General features: G+C 70.4%; 17 protein-coding genes. 4 read left to right on the top strand and 13 right to left on the bottom strand.

Annotated features, from left to right (window positions below):
- Window positions 1-51 precede the first annotated feature (51 nt).
- Window positions 52-879 (bottom strand): hypothetical protein, encoded by an 828-nt coding sequence (locus ACSMFO_RS01260; protein WP_436456459.1) that lies wholly within the window; start codon window positions 877-879, stop codon window positions 52-54.
- A 257-nt stretch (window positions 880-1,136) separates the two neighbouring features.
- Between ACSMFO_RS01260 and ACSMFO_RS01255 the strand changes: the two genes are divergently transcribed.
- Window positions 1,137-2,231 (top strand): S1 family peptidase, encoded by a 1,095-nt coding sequence (locus tag ACSMFO_RS01255; protein ID WP_436456458.1) that lies wholly within the window; start codon window positions 1,137-1,139, stop codon window positions 2,229-2,231.
- Here ACSMFO_RS01255 and ACSMFO_RS01250 read toward each other — a convergent pair.
- From ACSMFO_RS01250 to ACSMFO_RS01230, 5 genes are all read right to left on the bottom strand, one after another.
- The gene (locus ACSMFO_RS01250; RefSeq protein ID WP_436456457.1) at window positions 2,204-2,632 is read right to left on the bottom strand and encodes a hypothetical protein; all 429 of its coding nucleotides are present in this window, start codon (window positions 2,630-2,632) and stop codon (window positions 2,204-2,206) included. The two genes, ACSMFO_RS01255 and ACSMFO_RS01250, sit on opposite strands and share 28 nt — an antisense overlap.
- A gap of 183 nt (window positions 2,633-2,815) precedes the next feature.
- Entirely contained in the window at window positions 2,816-3,910 is a 1,095-nt protein-coding gene (locus tag ACSMFO_RS01245) for a VanZ family protein (RefSeq protein ID WP_436456455.1), read from the bottom strand.
- The gene (locus tag ACSMFO_RS01240; RefSeq protein ID WP_038514259.1) at window positions 3,903-4,208 is read right to left on the bottom strand and encodes a hypothetical protein; all 306 of its coding nucleotides are present in this window, start codon (window positions 4,206-4,208) and stop codon (window positions 3,903-3,905) included. Before ACSMFO_RS01240 ends, ACSMFO_RS01245 begins: the two co-directional genes overlap by 8 nt.
- Window positions 4,209-4,303: 95 nt before the next feature.
- Window positions 4,304-4,468: a hypothetical protein gene (locus ACSMFO_RS01235; protein WP_436456454.1), complete on the bottom strand. Its 165-nt coding sequence runs from the start codon at window positions 4,466-4,468 to the stop codon at window positions 4,304-4,306.
- Window positions 4,469-4,547: 79 nt separating this feature from the next.
- Window positions 4,548-5,474 carry a MurR/RpiR family transcriptional regulator gene (locus ACSMFO_RS01230; protein ID WP_436456452.1) on the bottom strand — a complete coding sequence of 309 codons (927 nt, stop codon included), beginning with the start codon at window positions 5,472-5,474 and terminating at the stop codon, window positions 4,548-4,550.
- Window positions 5,475-5,609: 135 nt separating this feature from the next.
- Between ACSMFO_RS01230 and ACSMFO_RS01225 the strand changes: the two genes are divergently transcribed.
- The 3 genes from ACSMFO_RS01225 to ACSMFO_RS01215 are packed head-to-tail and all read left to right on the top strand — an operon-like array spanning window position 5,610 to window position 8,649.
- Window positions 5,610-7,001, top strand: a complete 1,392-nt coding sequence (locus ACSMFO_RS01225; protein WP_436456451.1) for an MFS transporter — start codon at window positions 5,610-5,612, stop codon at window positions 6,999-7,001.
- Window positions 6,998-7,438 carry a GAF domain-containing protein gene (locus tag ACSMFO_RS01220; protein WP_436456449.1) on the top strand — a complete coding sequence of 147 codons (441 nt, stop codon included), beginning with the start codon at window positions 6,998-7,000 and terminating at the stop codon, window positions 7,436-7,438. Before ACSMFO_RS01225 ends, ACSMFO_RS01220 begins: the two co-directional genes overlap by 4 nt.
- A complete protein-coding gene (locus ACSMFO_RS01215; RefSeq protein WP_038514264.1) occupies window positions 7,435-8,649 on the top strand; it encodes a metal-dependent hydrolase family protein in 1,215 nt (404 codons plus the stop codon). Before ACSMFO_RS01220 ends, ACSMFO_RS01215 begins: the two co-directional genes overlap by 4 nt.
- A 180-nt stretch (window positions 8,650-8,829) precedes the next feature.
- Here the strand turns inward: ACSMFO_RS01215 and ACSMFO_RS01210 are convergent, their stop codons facing one another.
- The 7 genes from ACSMFO_RS01210 to ACSMFO_RS01180 all read right to left on the bottom strand — a co-directional run bounded on the left by ACSMFO_RS01210 (window position 8,830) and on the right by ACSMFO_RS01180 (window position 16,542).
- Window positions 8,830-10,194 (bottom strand): aldehyde dehydrogenase (NADP(+)), encoded by a 1,365-nt coding sequence (locus tag ACSMFO_RS01210; protein WP_436456446.1) that lies wholly within the window; start codon window positions 10,192-10,194, stop codon window positions 8,830-8,832.
- Window positions 10,191-11,633: an amino acid permease gene (locus tag ACSMFO_RS01205; protein WP_073842679.1), complete on the bottom strand. Its 1,443-nt coding sequence runs from the start codon at window positions 11,631-11,633 to the stop codon at window positions 10,191-10,193. The genes ACSMFO_RS01210 and ACSMFO_RS01205 overlap by 4 nt, the downstream gene beginning before the upstream one ends.
- A gap of 163 nt (window positions 11,634-11,796) precedes the next feature.
- Window positions 11,797-12,798, bottom strand: coding sequence for a proline racemase family protein (locus tag ACSMFO_RS01200; protein WP_436456444.1), 1,002 nt, complete (start codon window positions 12,796-12,798; stop codon window positions 11,797-11,799).
- Complete coding sequence (locus tag ACSMFO_RS01195) at window positions 12,799-13,710, bottom strand: dihydrodipicolinate synthase family protein (RefSeq protein WP_436456443.1); 912 nt, start codon at window positions 13,708-13,710, stop codon at window positions 12,799-12,801.
- A complete protein-coding gene (locus ACSMFO_RS01190; RefSeq protein ID WP_436456442.1) occupies window positions 13,707-15,068 on the bottom strand; it encodes an NAD(P)/FAD-dependent oxidoreductase in 1,362 nt (453 codons plus the stop codon). The genes ACSMFO_RS01195 and ACSMFO_RS01190 overlap by 4 nt, the downstream gene beginning before the upstream one ends.
- Window positions 15,065-15,373 (bottom strand): (2Fe-2S)-binding protein, encoded by a 309-nt coding sequence (locus ACSMFO_RS01185; protein ID WP_051972534.1) that lies wholly within the window; start codon window positions 15,371-15,373, stop codon window positions 15,065-15,067. Before ACSMFO_RS01185 ends, ACSMFO_RS01190 begins: the two co-directional genes overlap by 4 nt.
- A complete protein-coding gene (locus ACSMFO_RS01180) occupies window positions 15,370-16,542 on the bottom strand; it encodes an NAD(P)/FAD-dependent oxidoreductase (RefSeq protein WP_436456441.1) in 1,173 nt (390 codons plus the stop codon). The genes ACSMFO_RS01185 and ACSMFO_RS01180 overlap by 4 nt, the downstream gene beginning before the upstream one ends.
- Window positions 16,543-16,565 lie beyond the last annotated feature (23 nt).

Below are 16,565 nucleotides of genomic sequence, written 5' to 3'. Positions count from 1 at the left end.
GGCTCCGGTCGAGACCACGCAACCCGCAGGCGCAGACGGCACCGATCACCGTCAGGGCGAGCCACGGGAACTCCGGGAAACCCGCCCCGCGTGCGAGGTCGAAGACGGTGCCGGTGAACAGTTTCCCGAGGAGGATGCCCACGCCGACGATCGTGTTGTAGAAGCCGTATGCGTGGCGACGAGCCGGTCGCCGGAAAGCCGCACCACGGTGTCCATTTCGAACGGGAAGACGACGACCGTCCCCACCGCCAGCAGGGCCGCGGAGACGAGCAAGCCGGCTCCCGCGACGACCGGGCCCGCCCTGGCGACTGTCAGCGGCGCGACGAAGGCCGCGGCCATGAACGTCATGCCCACGGCCAGGCAGGTGCCGGGCGGCCACCGAGCCTTGGCCCAGGCCGTGATCTTGAGCTGCCCGGCGATCGCGAGCCCGCCCGAGATCACGAACAGCCCGGCGATGAGCACGGTCGCCGACGTCTCCGATCCGGTGATCCGGCGGGCCTCCATCGGAAGCGCCAGATAGGTCTGGAAGGACAGCACGTACGAGCCGATCATGACCAGCGCGAAGAGCAGGAAGGAGCGATTCGCCACGACGGCGCGCCAGTCCGACCAGACCGACGAGTGGTCGCGTTCGTTCTCGTGCGCGGGCAGCGCCCGTATCTGCACCACGGTCAGGACGCCGAAGACGGCGGCGGCGACCAGGCAGGTCAGCCGGAAGTCGACGGCGGCGACCAGGCAGGTCAGCCGGAAGTCGACGGCGGCGACCAGGCAGGTCAGCCGGAAGTCGACGGCGGCGACCAGGCAGGTCAGCCGGAAGTCGACGGCGGTGAAAGAAACGCGTTCGTCACCGATGCGGACGAACGGGTTGAGCGCGGACACCATCAGGTGATCCGCGTTTTCCGGCCTTGACCACGTCTTTCCCGAATGGACGTACGCACGTCGCTGTCAGTCGTTCGACGGTCAGGGAATCGGGGACGGCAAATCGTGCAGTTTCCACTCACAAGAGTGAGGGATGACCATTCCACTGAGCCGGAAAGGCGAATTCACAGCGCTACTCAAATGGCGGCATTCGCGCGACATCCCGTTGTCGTAACGTCGAATGAGGAGGGTTTCCCGCACTGAATTTCCTGGAGGTTTTCGTGATCCGACGCCCCCTGCGCACCCTGACCGTCCTGATCGGCGCCGCGGCGGCAGTCACCGCTTTCGCGTCCCCGGCTTCGGCGGCGACATCGGTGCTGAACGAAGCTGCCGGACCGGTCGCTTTGGCCGCCGCGCAGCAGAAACTCGGCACCTCGCTCGGCGCCGCGTTCGCCGGCACCTGGCTGGACACCACGACCGGCGAACTCGTCGTCGGCACCACCGACGCGCGCCAGTCGGCCAGGATCCGCGCCGCGGGCGCGAATCCGAAGGTACTCAGGCACAGCGCCGCCGAACTCAAGCGAATGCAGTCCACATTGGACAACAGAACCGCCGGCCTGCCCGATTCGGTCGCCGGATGGTACGTCGACGTACCGGCGAACGAGGTCGTGGTGAGCGTGGTGGGTGGTGACCCCGCGGGCCGGGCGTGGGCCGCCTCCGCCGGCGTACCGGTGCGCGTGGACCACGTGAAGAGCGCGCCGCGGCCGCTGTGGAGCGTGGTCGGCGGTCAGGGTCTGTACTTCAGCGGCGGCGCCTGCTCGGTCGGGTTCAACGCCTACGACGATGACGATCATTACGTGATCACCGCGGGCCACTGCACCGAACTCGGCGGCACGGTGCGCGGCGTCGGCGGCACGATCGGCAAGGTCGCGAAGTCGTCCTTCCCCGGGAACGACTACGGGACGGTCAAGGTGACGCATTCCGACGTCTCGACCCCGCCCCGGGTCGACCGCTACGAGGACGGTTCCGACGTGCGGATCGAGGGGGCCGACGTGGTCAGCGTCGGCGGCCGGATCTGCCGGTCCGGGATCACCACCCACTGGCACTGCGGACACGTCGAAGCGCTGGACCAGACGGTGAACTACGGCAACGGGAACATCGTGCGGGGCCTCACCCAGACCGACGCCTGCGCCGAGCCCGGTGACTCCGGCGGCTCGTTCGTCAGCCGTCCTTCGTCGGGCTCCGGCACGAAACTGGTGCAGGCGCAGGGCATGACCTCGGGCGGCTCCGGTGACTGCAGTGAAGGCGGCACCACGTTCTTCCAGCCCGTCAAGGAGGTGCTCGACCGCTACGACCTGACGCTGGAAAAGGACTGATCTCCCGCGGCGAGGGGCGGCCGGTCCTCCGGTCGCCCCTTGATCAGCGCGGCGAGCTCCCCCGCCTCGAGGACAAGCGTCTCGATCTCGGCCCAGCGGCGGCGGATCCGCTCGGGATCCGCGACCAGCGTGCCGGAAACCATGCCCAGGAACAGGTTCGCGTCCGTCCCGATCTCCGCGAGACGCAGGAAGGGGCGGCGTTCTTCTTCGGTTCCCGCTCCGTGCGACGCGGCCCGTTCGCGGGCGCGCATCCCGGCGTCGTGGCAGGCGTCGACGAGCAGGGTCCGGATCTCCTCCGTCCGGTTCCCCGGGCTCGCGGGAGGTTTCCCCATCAACGGGAAGATGTTCCAGGCCACCGACAGCAGACAGTCGGCCACGTCGTCCATCGACTCCACGTCCACCGGGCGAGTGTTCCGGCCCGTGCCTCCTGCCAGGCGGAATGACTCGCGGGAACGGCAGGGTCGACCCGATCGGGTGGCGAGTCTCGTGCGTGGCAAGGCGGTACCGGGCCAGGCCACGGCCGACACGCGGCGACGGCCGAGCGTCGTCCGTCCAGCACCAACGGTCCTAACCGTCCTTGCCACTCACGAGACTCGGCACTCCTGGTCGTCGAGCGCCCGCACATCGGCCATGCGCAGGCCGGCGATCAATCCGGAAAGTCCTTGGTGGCCTTCGGGCCGGATCGCGAGGATGCCGCTGGCGAAGAACAGCAGGTTCGCGAGCGGCTCGAAGCCTCCGTTGACCACCGACGCCAGGGTGAGCAGCGTGAAGTAGCCGCCGGACCCGGTCAGGAATCGCACGACCATCCGCCACAGGGCGGGTTTCCCGCCGTCCGGGCCGGCGGGGCGCAGCAACACGACGCGCTGCCCGAAGCTGGCGCCGTTACCCGCCACCGGGATGACGAACAGCAGGAGCAGCGCGGGCAGGAAGGTGCCGATCAGTGCGGTGACCACGGTGTTCGGTTCACCCACGAGCAGGGTCGTCACGATCCCGACCGTCGTGCCGAGCAGGATGACGGACACGACGTCGACGGCCATCCCGAGCAGGCGGCGGCGCGCGGTGACCGGTCGCGGCGTCCCGGGCGGCGCGGACGGTTCGTTCCCCGGCAGCAGCCGCAGCAACGGGGCGAGCCCGAACCCGACGGCCGCGCCGAGGGTGTTGGTCAGCAGGTCGTCGACGTCGGCCAGCCGGTACGGGCACTCGAACAGGAACCAGACCCCGGTCAGCTGGGTGCCTTCGATGAACAGCGAGACCGCGAAGCCGATGGCGACGGTGGTGAGGAAACCCCGCCGGAAGAGGTGCCGCACGAACATCCCCAGCGGCACGAACAAGGCGACGTTGAACACCGCCTGCTGGACGGCCGGATTGCGCAGGAACGCCCGCGGCCCCGCGCCGGTCTGTTCACGGCGGATGTCGGCGACGAACTGGAAGGGGCGCAGTTGCAGATGACTGGACGCGTGTTCGGCACACCACGCCGTCGTCGTCTCCGGGATGGGGAGCAACGTGTACGTCCACAGCGACATGGCGTAGACCAGGAACCCGAACACCAGCAGAACCCGCCAGAGCCCGAGTTCGCCGCGGCGCCGGTAACTCGCGGCGATGTACGGGACGGCCAGGAAGCCCGCGAGCACGAAACCCGCGAACACCGCGATGACCGCGGAGATGGTCGGATCAGTCACTCGCGGAAGCTAACAACGCGCGCTCCGGCGCACATGTCACGCCACCTGGCCGGGTGACGGTGTCGGAGGGCGCCAGCGTTCGCTGATGCGCGAGCGCCGCGATGGCGAAGGTCAGGTGGACGACGACCCAGTTGCGGTCTTCGCGATGGACCCGCTGCAGCAGGTCGAGGGAAGCATCGCCCGGCGTACGGCCCTGACGGCAGGCGTCGACGAACGCCTGGGTCAGTTCGTCGACGTTCCTCCGGAACTCCGCGAAGGTGTCGGAGGGCTGGGCGTTGGTGCAGAAATCCACGGTCACGTCACAGAGCGTTCCATAGCGCGACACAAAGTTACGAATTGGCGGAGCGCGAATCACTCACGTGAGGTAGTCCGGGAGGGAATCTGTGCTCTGCGTCACGCTGACGCGAGCCCGGCGGGCATGCGGCGTTCCCGTTCGGCCGCCTTCGCCTGGCGGGTGACCGGGAACCGCTGGTCGAGTTCGACCAGCAGCGGCGTCACCGCCATCAGCGCCAGAAGCGCGAACCCGGCGTAGGCACCCAAAGTCGCGATGATCGTCATTTCGGCCTCCTCGATCCCGTGCCGCCCGTTCCGGCGGCCTGGAACCAGGATCGCCTCCCGGCAGGGGGCGGCGGATCGGTCATCCGGCGGAGACGCCTCCACCGGCCGGCCTTTTCGGCACTGTCCGATCGGCCGATCCCGGGCGGCGGTGCAGCAGGTCGAACCGCGACCACATGGCCTCGGCCGCCTCGATCGACTCCCCGGTGCGGACCGGGTCGACGGCGGCGAGCTGCGCGACGATCGCCTGCACCAGGCTCATCCCCGCGGTCAGCGACGGGAAGAAGGTCACGCCCTCGGCGGGCACCATCAACACCTGCTCGACAGCGCCCGCCAGCGCGGGGCTCGCCGCGTCGGTGATGGCGAACGCGCGCGCTCCCCTGGCCTTCGCTTCGTTCGCGGCGAGCACGGTGCTTTCGTACAGGCGCCAGAAACTGATCGCGATGAGCACGTCTTCGGACGAGAGCTTCGCCGTGGCGTTGGCGAGTTCGGCGTCGCCCGCGGTGATCGCGTGGACGTCGTACCCGGCGAGCCGGGCGTTGTGCGCGAACGCGATGCCGACCGCGGCGTAACTGCCGTCGGCGATGACCACTGTGCGGCGCGCCCCCGCGACGGCTTCGGCGACCTGGCGGATCTCGTCCTCGGCAAACCGCCGGTTGAGCAGGGCGAGGCTGTCGAGGTCCCGGCGCAACGACGCCGAACCAGGCGAGTCGACGTCCCGGTGCTCCTCGGCCACCTGCGGCGCGCTCAGCGACGACATGTACCGCGCCCGCAACTCCTGTTGCAGCGCCGGCCATCCGGCGAATCCGAGCGCCTGCGCCGTCCGGGTGACGGTGGCGACGTTGACCCCGGCGAGCTGGGCGAGCTCGGCGGTCGAGCCGAACGACGCCCGTCGCGGTTGCGAGACCAGCACTTCGAGCACCGCGGCCGACTTCGGCCGCAGGCCTCGTTCCGGTGTCCGATCCCGAAGCCACGCCTCGAAACCGTCGTCGGTTCCCGTCTCTGTCACGCACGCCCTCCCTCGACCGCGCCACGGTAACGCATCGTGCCCGTCGAACCACTTGCAACAACCATTGCAGTTTTGCCGAAACGCAGTATACGTTGTCCGCACTCCTCGTCGCCCGAACCACGGAAGGCGTTCCCCATGACGCTTCTGGCACGACTGGACCGGCTCCCGCTGAGCCGTCCCCATTACAAACTCCTGTTCATCGGCGGACTCGGCTACACCTTCGACGGTATGGACTCCGCCGTCGTCGCCTTCCTCCTGCCGAGCGCGAAAGCCGCCTGGGGCCTCGACAACGGCCAGCTCGGGCTGATCGGTTCGGCGACGCCGTTCGGGTTCCTCTTCGGCGCGATCGCCGCCGGCCTGCTGGGCGACCGCATCGGCCGCAAGAAGGTCATGATGTACGCGCTGGCCTTCTACGCGGTGTTCTCGGTGGTCGCGGCCTTCTCCCCCAACTACGAGGTGTTCCTGGGCGCGCGGGTGCTGGCCGGAGCGGGCGCGGGCGCCGAAAGCGCGATCATCGCGCCGTTCCTGTCGGAATTCGTCCCCGCCAAACGACGCGGCTGGTTCGTCGGCGCGCTGGCCGGGTTCTTCTCGTTCGGATTCGTCGCCGCCGCGCTGATCGGGCGGTTCGTCGTCCCGACCGTGCCGGAGGGCTGGCGGGTCGCGCAGCTGATCACCGCGCTGCCGATCGTCATGCTGCTGTGGTGGCGCCGCTCGCTGCCGGAATCACCGAGGTTCCTGGTCGCGAACGGACGTCATGCCGAGGCCGAGAAGATCGTCTCGAAACTCGAACGGGACGTCGAAAAGGCGACAGGGCAAGCACTTCCGGCCGTCGCCGAGGCCGATGCCCGGCCCGCGACGGAGACCCCCAAGGTCAATCTCCTCAGCGCGCTGAAGTTCCTGTGGAGCCCGGCGATGGCCCGCCGCACCGCGGTGATCTGGACCGTGTGGTTCGTGATCACGTTCTCCTACTACGGCTTCTTCTCCTGGATCCCGACGCTGCTCGTCGAACGCGGCATCACGGTGACCAAGAGCTTCGAGTTCTCGATCATCATCTACCTGGCGCAGATCCCCGGGTACTTCTCCGCCGCGTGGCTGTCGGAACGGCTCGACCGCAAGCACACCATCGCGTTGTACCTCGCGGGCTCGGCGGTGAGCGCGTTCTGGCTGAGCCAGATGGACGCGCCGTGGTCGATCACCCTCGCCGGGGCGGTGCTGTCGTTCTTCCTCAACGGCACGTACGCCGGCGTGTACTCCTACACCCCCGAAGTGTTCCCGACCTGGATCCGCGCCAGTGGGACCGGGCTGTCCAGCGCGTTCGGCCGGGTCGGCAGCATCCTGGCCCCGACGATCATCGGCCTGTCCGCCGCGAGCCTCGGCTTCGCGGGGGTCTTCGGCCTCACCACCGCCGTCCTGGCGGCCGGGGTGGTGTGCGTGGTCGTGTTCGGCCTGTCCACCGCCGGCCGTTCCCTGGAAGAACTGACCGAACACGGCGCGCCCGTGAAAACCGCCAAGGAGATGACGAAGTGACCGTGTCACTGTCCACTGTGGAGGACAAGACCCGAGCCACGATCGGCGTACGGCTGTTCACCGTGCTGGCCTGGGTGCCCGAACGGCGGGCGCTGCGGCGAGTGCACAGCAGCCACCCCGCGGAATACCCGGTCGGCGGCGAGAAGACCGTCGAGGTGGCCGCCGGCTGGCTGGAGCGGTGCATCACGGGGCAGGAGCCGTACTTCGGGCCGGACAGCGCGGCGGTGCGGGAGATCTTCGCCGACCACGAACTCGTCGACAGCCTCGGCTGCGGCGCGGTGATCAACGTGCCGGTGGTGGACGACGGCCGCACCCTCGGCGTCCTCAACCTCCTCGACGCGGAAGGCCACTACGACGACGATTCCGTCGCGGTGGCGCGATCTCTGGCACCGTTGGCGGTCCCGGCCCTGCGCGAACTCCTGGAGGAGACCCGATGAACGGATCGCTGCTGCTGCGCGACGCCCGCCTGCTCGACCCGGTCACCGGCGAGTACACCGAGGGCGACCTCCGGTGCGCCGACGGCCGGATCGTCGAGATCGGCACCGGTCTCACCGCGGACGACGCGCGGACCGAGGAGCTGCGCGGGGCGTTCGTGCTGCCCGGGCTCGTCGACGCCCATGTGCACGTCACCGCGTCGACCGCGGATCTCGGGTCGCTGCCCGCGTCTTCGCCGTCCTACGTGACCGCGCACAGCGCCCGCACCATGAGCCGGATGCTGGACCGGGGCTTCACGACGGTCCGTGACGCTTCCGGCGCCGACTACGGTCTCGCGGACGCGCAGGCCGAAGGATTGTTCCGCGGCCCGCGGCTGCTGTTCTGCGGCCGCGCGCTGAGCCAGACCGGCGGGCACGGCGACAGCCGGACGCGCGGCGCCAACACCAGCGAAGACCACCCGTGCTGCGCCGGGCTCGGCCGGGTCGCCGACGGGGTCGACGCGGTCCGCGCGGCGGCGCGCGACGAACTGCGCAAGGGAGCGCACCACATCAAGGTGATGGCCTCCGGCGGCGTCGCCTCCCCCACCGACCGGATCGACTCGACGCAGTACTCCGGCGAGGAACTGCGCGCCATCGTCGAAGAGGCGGAAGCGGCCAACCGCTACGTCGCCGCGCACGCCTACACCGCCCGCGCGGTGAACCGCGCGCTGGAGCTGGGTGTCCGGTCGATCGAGCACGGCAATCTGATCGACGATCTCAGTGTCGAGCTGTTCCTCCGGCACGACGCGTACCTCGTGCCGACCCTGGTGACGTACTGGGCGCTGAAGGAGGAAGGGCGCGAGCACGGGCTGCCGGAATCCAGCTGGCGCAAGGTCGACGAGGTGCTCGGCGCGGGCATGGCCGCTTTGGAGCGGGCCGCGCGCGGCGGGGTGAAACTGGTGTACGGCAGTGATCTCCTCGGCGGGATGCACCGGCACCAGAACCACGAGTTCCGGTTGCGCGGCGAGGTCCAGTCCGCGCTGGAGGTGATCCGCTCCGCGACGTCGACGGCGGCGGATCTGCTGAACCTGACCGGAGAGATCGGCACGCTCGCGCCGGGCGCGCACGCGGATCTGGTGGTCGTCGACCGGGATCCGCTGGAGGACGTCGGCGTACTGGCCGAGCCGGAGAAGTTCCGGTACGTCGTGCAGGGCGGGACCGTCGTCTCCGCCTGACGGTTCTCTTTGAGGGAACGTGGAGGGGCAGGTTGCGAAAGTGGCTTTCGCAACATCAGCGAGCGATCCGCCCACTGCACCCACCTGCGCCTGTCTCGCTGCCCCACTCACTTCCGCAGTACATGAAGGCCCCCTTCATTGCGTCTAGCGCCGTGAAGGGGGCCTTCATGTACTTCAAGCTCACGAGAAGTGTTGCGGAACATCCCAAGGGTTCTCGTCCCGCAGCGGTTCCGGCAGCAGGTGCGACGGCCAGTCCTGATAGGACACCGGACGCAGGAAGCGGTCCACCGCCGCCGTCCCGACCGAGGTCGACGCCGGTGACGTCGTCGCCGGGAACGGTCCGCCGTGCTGCATCGCGGCGGTCACCGCGACCCCGGTCGGCCAGCCGCCCCACAGGATCCGCCCGCTGCGGTCGGCCAGCACCGGCCGCAGCGCTTCGACTTCGGAGGACTCCTCGGGCAGCGCGTGCACCGTCGTCGTCAGCTGGCCGGGCAACGCCGACAGCACCGGCAGGACGTCGGAAAGCCGCGAGTACCGCACGACCACCCCCAGCGGACCGAAGCACTCTTCGGCCGCTTCAGGTACAAAGTCGGCCAGGTCGATGTCGAGCAGCCGAGCTCCAGGACCGGCGACGACCTCGCGCATCCCCGGGATCCCGGTCAGCCGCTCCACTCCCGCGTCGAAGCCGGACGCGATCCGGTCGTTCAGGAACGGCGCGGCCGGGATGCCGCGCAACCGTTCGGCGACGCGATCCACGAACGGGCTCTCCGACGGCACGAACACCAGACCCGGATTCGTGCAGAACTGCCCGTTGCCCAGCGTCAGCGAACCGGCGTAGCCCGCCGCCAGGTCTTCAGAGCGCGCGGCGCCCGGCAGGACGATCACCGGGTTGACGCTGCCGAGCTCGCCATGGAACGGGATCGGGACCGGCCGTTCGGCCGCGATCCGCGCCAGGGCGAGGCCGCCCGCCACCGATCCGGTGAACGCGGCGGCCGCGATCGCCGGATGACGCAACGCCTCCACGCCGGCGGATTCTCCTTCGACGAGGCCGAAGATGTCACCCCAGGGGCCGAGAGCCTCTTCGATGATCGCCGCCGTGCGACGGGACAGCTCCGGATGTCCGGGATGCGCCTTGACCACCACCGGGCACCCGGCCACCCACGCCGACGCCGTGTCCCCGCCCGCCACGCTGAACGCGAACGGGAAGTTGCTCGCGGCGAACACCAGCACCGGCCCCACCGCGGTCCGATAGCGACGCAGCTCCGGACGCGGGCCGGGTGGCCACGACGGGTCGGCGCGGTCGATCCGGACGTCGTAGTACGCGCCGCTCCCGGCCGCGAGCAGCCGCAGCTGGAACGTCGTCCTGGCCAGTTCGCCGGTGAGCCGTGCGGTTCCCAGCCTGGTTTCCGCGTCGGCGATCTCGATCAGGGACGGCCCCGCCGCGTCCAGCGCGTCGGCGACACCGGTGATCACCTCCGCCCGCGTCGTCGGCGGCACCGCGGCCCATGCGGCGGCGATCTCCGCCGCCCGCTCGATTTCCTTCATGGTTCCTTCCTTTCCGGGTTCTCCGCCGAGTTCCGGAATCCGAACAGCGCGTACACCACCAGCCCGAGCACCATCCAGGCCGCGAACCGCAGCCAGGTCAGCGCGTCCAGGTTCGCGATCAGCCACACCGCGAACGCCACCCCGACCAGCGGCACGAACGGGACCCACGGCGTGCGGAACGACCGCGGCAGATCGGGCCGGGTGCGCCGCAGCACCACCACCGCGATCGACACGACGATGAACGCGGCCAGGATCCCGATGTTCGTCAGATCCGCGGCCTCCTTGATCGGCAGGAAACCCGCGATGACCGCCGAGCCGATCCCGACCGGCCAGATCACCCGCGTCGGCACCCTGCGCCGGGGGTGGGTTCGGGCGAAATACCGCGGCAGCAGGCCGTCCCGGCTCATCGCGAACCAGATCCGCGACACCGCCAGCATGTTCGCGAACGCCGACGTGGTGATCCCGAGGATGCCGCCGACCGCGACGACCGTGCCGAGCCCGGCCAGCCCGACCGCGGCCAGCGCGCTCGAAAACGGGCTGTGCACGTCGATCTGGTCGTAGCGCTGCATGCCGACCAGCACGATCGACACCAGCAGGTAGATCACCGCCGCGATGGCGAGCGACACGATGATCGCCTTGGGCAGCAACCGTTTCGCCTCGACGCTCTCCTCCGCGGCGGCCGTCATCGCGTCGTAGCCGTACACCGCGAAGAACGTCGTCGCCGCGCCCGCGACCGCGCCGCCGATGCCATAGGGCAGGAAGGGGCTGAAGTTCCCCGCCGAGATGTGGAACGCGCCGGCGACCACGACCAGTGCCACGATCGCCAGCTTGATCACCACCAGCGCCGTCTCGAACCGCGCGGATTGCTTGCTGCCACGGGAAAGGACGAACGCCAGCAGCAGGCACAGCAGCGCGGCGAACAGGTCGACGCGGTGCCCCGGCCCGGTTCCCGGTGCCCCGAGCATCCACGACGGCAGGTCAAGGCCGACCTGCTCCACGACGTAGGACAGGTAGCCGGAGACCGCGATCGCCACCACCGCGACGATCGCGGTGTACTCCAGCAGCAGATCCCAGCCGATCAGCCAGCCCGCGATCTCCCCCAGCGCCGCGTACGAGTAGGTGTACGCGGATCCGGCACGCGGGATGAGCCCGGCGAACTCCGCGTAACACAGGGCGGCCGCCGAGCTGGCGATGATCGCGATCAGGAACGAGATCATCACCCCGGGTCCGGCCTGCTGGTTCGCGACCACGCCCGCCAGCGAGAAGACCCCGGCGCCGACCAGGCCGCCGAGGCTGAGCGAGACCAGCTGCCAGAGGCCCATCGTGCGGGGAAGCCCGCCGGGACCGGCCTCGTCGGGGCCTTCGAAGGACTTGCGCCGGAAGAGCCCGGAGCGCGAGAAAAGCTTGGGCTGAGGCCGGATCGTCGTTGATTCGGGCATGACAAATCCCTTCCGGACCGCGCGAGGCGGCCCGGGTCTGCGGTGGGTATGGGGCGGAGGCCTCGGATTTGCGGAGGCGGGCCGCCGACACGGCTGAGCGAGTAGCTCCGCCATGCCGCGGCCCGGCTGCGGAAATCCGAAAGCGCGCTTCGAGAGACAGGGACTAGAGGACGAACCCCGCAGGGAACGGGTCGTCCGGGTCCAGCAGATAGGTGGCGTTGCCGGTGATCCAGGCCCGGCCGGAGAACTCCGGCACCACCGCGGGGACGCCGCCGACGGTGGTCTCGGCGACCAGCTCACCGGTGAACGTGGTGCCGATGAACGAACTGTTCTCGAACGGCGTGTGCAACGGGAGCTCGCCTCGGGCGTGGAGCTGCGCCATCCTGGCCGACGTGCCGGTGCCGCAAGGTGATCGGTCGAACCAGCCGGGGTGGATCGCCATCGCGTTCCGCGACGCCCTGGCGTCCGAGCCCGGGGCGAGGAACTGGACGTGCTTGCAGCCGCCGATCAGCGGATCGGCCGGATGTTTCGGCGGCCGCTGGTCGTTGATGGCCGCCATGATGTCCAGCCCCGCGGCGAGGATCCGGTCCTTCTCCGCCCGGTCGAACGGGATGTCCACTTGGGACAGTTCGAGGATGGCGTAGAAGTTGCCGCCGTAGGCCAGGTCGTAACGCACCTCGCCCAGCCCCGGAACGTCGACGACGGCGTCTCGCTCCGCGAGGAACGACGCGACGTTGCGCAGTTTGACGCGGACCGCGCGGCCGTCCCGGACCTCGACCTCGGCGTGCACGAGCCCGGCCGGGGTGTCCAGCCGGACCACGGTCTTCGGTTCGGTCACCTCGACCATGCCGGTCTCCACCAGCACGGTCGCGACGCCGATGGTGCCGTGCCCGCACATCGGCAGGCAGCCGGACACCTCGATGTACACCACACCCCAGTCGGCGTCCGGCCTGGTCGGCGGCTGCAGGATCGCGCCGCTCATCGCCGAATGACCGCGCGGCTCGTTCATCAGGAACTGCCGCAGATGGTCCAGGCGTTCCATGAAGTACCGGCGGCGTTCGGCCATCGTGTCGCCGGGGATGACGCCGACCCCGCCGGTCACCACCCGGGTCGGCATGCCCTCGGTATGCGAGTCGACGGCGGTGATCGACCGGATCGACCGCACCTACGCCACCCCCAGCGAGGCGAGCGCGCGGCGCATGTCGGCGGTGACCTGCTCGCGGTGCTCCTCGGTCAGCGGGCCCCGCGGGGGACGGCACGGCCCGCCGTACCGGCCTACGAGGTCCATCCCGAGTTTGATCGCCTGCACGAACTCGGTGCGCGAGTCCCAGCGGAACGCGGCCACCAGCGGTTCGTAGAGCGCCCTTGCCTCGTCGAGCTTGCCGGACCGCGCCAGGTCGAACAGGCGCACCGACTCGGCGGGGAACACGTTGGGGAACCCGGCGAACCAGCCCGTCGCGCCCATCAGCAGGCTCTCCAGCACGACGTCATCGGCGCCGCTGATCACGTCGAGGCCCGGTGCCTGCTCGCGGATCTCCAGCACCCGGCGGACGTCACCGGAGAACTCCTTGACCGCGACGATGTTGTCGATTTGCGCGATCTCCGCGAGCAGCGCGGGCGTGAGGTCGACCTTCGTGTCGATGGGGTTGTTGTAGACCATCACCGGCAGGCCGACCGACGCCACCGCCTCGAAATGCGCGAGCACCTCGCCGTGGTTCGCCCGGTACATCGTGGGCGGCAGGCACAGCAGGCCGTCGGCGCCGTCCTCGGCCGCGACCTCGGCCCAGTACTTGGCCTGGTGCGATCCGGGGCCGTGCACGCCGACGACGACGATCCCGTCGTCGCCCACGGTTTCGATCGCGGTGCGGGCGACGCGGCGGCGTTCCTCGTCGGTCAGCGACGAGTACTCGCCGAGGGAGCCGTTCGGGCCGACGCCCCGGCAGCCGTTGTCGACCAGCCACCGGCAGTGCGCGGCGTAGGCGTCGTAGTCCACGGCCAGCCCGGCGGGCGCCGACGCGTCCGCCCGGTACGGGAGGGCGGTCGCGACGACGACGCCACCGAGGTCGGGGGTGCTCATTCAGGTTCTCCTTCGGTTCGGGCGGCGAGTTCGCCCAGCCGGATCGGCTGGACGATCGGGCGGTGGTGCCGTTCGGCGCCACCGCACAGTTCGGCTACGGTCGGGCCGCAGATCCGGCCCTGGCACGGGCCGAGACCGGCCCGGGTGCCGAGTTTCAGTGCGTGCGGTCCGGGACAGGACTCGTCCCCGGCCGCACGCGTCAGTTCGCCGTATGTGGTTTCCTCGCAACGGCAGACGATCGTGTCTTCGTGCAGCCAGCTTCGCCAGGCCGGGCCGATCGGGTGGGCGGCGGCGAGACGTTCGGCGAAGGTACGGGCCCGGTCACGGGCACGGAGCAGTGCCGCGTCCGGTGTTCCACCCGCGGCGGCGCGGCCGGCGACCGCACCCTCGGCCGCGGCGGTGATCGCCCCGCCGATGCCGGTGATCTCGCCCGCGGCGAAGACACCGTCCACTGTGGTCTGTTGGGCGATGTCGACCCGGACGAACCCGTCGTCCAGGGCACAGCCCGCGGCGACGGCCAGTTCCGGCTGCGGGCTGAAACCGTGGCCAACGCAGACCGCGTCGACCTCGTACGTGCGTTCGGTACCGGGCACGACGGACCAGTCCGCGCGCACTTTCGCGGTCACGACCTCGCGGACGCGGTCCGCGCCGCGGGCCTCGATCACCGCCCGGCCCATCAGGTACGGGACCCGGTGCCTGGCCAGTGTCGCGGCGTAACGCACCAGTTCACCCGCCTTCCCGGCGTGCGCGGCTAGGCGCCACGGCCGGGACGACCATCCTTTCCGGACGGTCGAGGCCGGGTTCGCCTCCAGTACCGCGACCACTTCGGCCCCGACCCCCAGCAAGGATTCCGCGACCGGCAACAGGAACGGCCCGGCACCGGCGACGAGGACCCGTCCGCCGATCGCGACCCGCTCCCCTTTCGCCAGCGCCTGGGCCGCGCCCGCGGTGTACACGCCGGGCAGTTCCCAGCCGGGGAACGGCAGGGTGCGGTCGTGCGCTCCGGTCGCCAGGATCAGCGCGTCGGGGACGATGGTCAGCCGCCGCCGTCCGGAGCCGTCCGACGGTCCCCGCAGGACGTGCACCCGCTTCTCCGCCCGGTCGAACGCCCAGACGGTGGAGCCGGGCCACCACCGGCATCGCGGATGCGCGAGGACCCGGCGGCGCCGGTCGAAGTCCGCCCGGCCGTGCTGAATCCGGTCCGGACGCTTCGCCGCATAGACCTCGGGAAGCATCCGGTGGTACTGGCCGCCGGGGGTCTCCGCCTGATCCAGCACCGTGACCCGGGCACCGGCCCGCAGCGCGTGCTCGGCCGCCGCGAGCCCGGCGGGCCCGGCGCCGACGATCACCACGTTCACGCGGTCTCCTCCCGTGACTGGGTGCGGACTTCGTCGCCGTCGGCGGCCGGACGGCGGCAAGCGCGGACGTCGGGCACGTCGTTCACCGTGAGCAGGCAGTCGAAACACGCGCCGATCCCGCAGAAAACCCCGCGCGGAGCCCCGGAACGCGTGGTCCGCCAGGAGGTCCGTCCCGCGGCGAGCAGCATCCCCGCCACGCTCTGGCCCTCGATCCCGGTCACGGGTTCACCGTCGACGGTGATCCGGATCGGCCGGTCGGTGCGGCCCACCGGATCGCGATCGCGCGGCAGCAGCCATCCGCTCATGCCGCCGCCTCCGCCACTACCGCGGAACGGTCCACGGTGAACTCGCCGGCCGGAATCGCGGGCTCGGTCCCGGTGAGCAGTTCGCGCAGCAACCGCGCGGTGCCCACGCTCAGCCCGATGCCCGCGCCCTCGTGCCCGGTCGCGTGCCAGAGGTTCCCGAGCCGCGGATCCTCGCCGAGCACGGGAAGGTGATCGTCGACGTACGGCCGGAATCCGCCGTACGCGCGCATGATCGCGACGTCGGCGAGCGAAGGGAACAGCCGCAGCGCCTTCACCGCGATGGCGCTCAGCACCTCCGGGCGGATCGTGTCGTCGAACTCCACCCGGCGGCGGGAAGAACCGATCAGCACGGGGCCGCCCCAGGTCGACTCGACGACGGCGGACGTCTGCAGCTCGCCCGAGTCGGCCCCGACCGCGCCGACGTAATCGGCGTCGTAGACCTTGTGCCGCACGACACCCGGCATCGGCGTGGTCACCAGTACCTCGCCGCGGCGGGGGCGGACGGCGATCGGGGCGCCGAGGCGCGCCGACACCTGACCGGCCCACGGGCCCGCGGCGTTCACGACGACGTCGGCCTCGATCACCTCGCCGGGCACCCGGACGCCGGTGATCCGTCCGTTGTGGACGGTCGCGCCGACGACGTCGGTGTCGAAGCGCAACTGCGCGCCATGGCGCAGAGCCGAGCCCAGGAGGGCCAGCGCCGCGCCCGCGGGCTGGACCTGCGCGTCCTCCGGGTAGTGGAACGCTGCGGTCACGTCGCGGGTCAGCGCGGGCTCCGCGTCGGCGAGTTCCTTGCGGGACAACGGTTCCGCGCGGACTCCGGTTTGCGAGGCGGCGAACGCGGTGAGCGCGACGGCGCCGTCGTCCGTGGTGGCGACGACGATGCCGCCCTTGGGGTCGTACTCGATCGACGAAGCGGCACGCGCGTCCTCGTCGGCGATCTCGGCGACCACCCGGGGCCACAACGCGGTCGAAAGCTTCGCGAGTTCGAGTTCCGCGCCAGGTCCCTTGTCGGAGACCAAAATGTTGCCCTCGCCGTGCGACGTGGTCCCTCCGGCAGGACGGCCGCGATCCACGACCACGACGTCGAACCCGGCCAGGGTCAGCTCACGGGCACACGCGGCGCCGACGATCCCCGCGCCGAGGACGACCACACGCGTTCGGTTCATCGACCCTCCAGCGTTCGGTAAAG

The sequence above is a fragment of the Amycolatopsis sp. w19 genome, from assembly GCF_051373225.1.
Taxonomy (GTDB): Bacteria; Actinomycetota; Actinomycetes; order Mycobacteriales; family Pseudonocardiaceae; genus Amycolatopsis; species Amycolatopsis japonica.
This window is presented reverse-complemented; position numbering and strand designations above follow the sequence as displayed.

What these genes read in the sequence shown, in the direction of transcription:
- ACSMFO_RS01205 (WP_073842679.1), bottom strand. Translation starts at nt 11,633, where the DNA reads ATGCCCGAATCAACGACGATCCGGCCTCAGCCCAAGCTTTTCTCGCGC.
- ACSMFO_RS01195 (WP_436456443.1), bottom strand. Translation starts at nt 13,710, where the DNA reads ATGAGCACCCCCGACCTCGGTGGCGTCGTCGTCGCGACCGCCCTCCCG.
- ACSMFO_RS01225 (WP_436456451.1), top strand. Translation starts at nt 5,610, where the DNA reads ATGACGCTTCTGGCACGACTGGACCGGCTCCCGCTGAGCCGTCCCCAT.
- ACSMFO_RS01260 (WP_436456459.1), bottom strand. Translation starts at nt 879, where the DNA reads ATGGTGTCCGCGCTCAACCCGTTCGTCCGCATCGGTGACGAACGCGTT.
- ACSMFO_RS01210 (WP_436456446.1), bottom strand. Translation starts at nt 10,194, where the DNA reads ATGAAGGAAATCGAGCGGGCGGCGGAGATCGCCGCCGCATGGGCCGCG.
- ACSMFO_RS01180 (WP_436456441.1), bottom strand. Translation starts at nt 16,542, where the DNA reads ATGAACCGAACGCGTGTGGTCGTCCTCGGCGCGGGGATCGTCGGCGCC.
- ACSMFO_RS01185 (WP_051972534.1), bottom strand. Translation starts at nt 15,373, where the DNA reads ATGAGCGGATGGCTGCTGCCGCGCGATCGCGATCCGGTGGGCCGCACC.
- ACSMFO_RS01235 (WP_436456454.1), bottom strand. Translation starts at nt 4,468, where the DNA reads ATGACGATCATCGCGACTTTGGGTGCCTACGCCGGGTTCGCGCTTCTG.
- ACSMFO_RS01215 (WP_038514264.1), top strand. Translation starts at nt 7,435, where the DNA reads ATGAACGGATCGCTGCTGCTGCGCGACGCCCGCCTGCTCGACCCGGTC.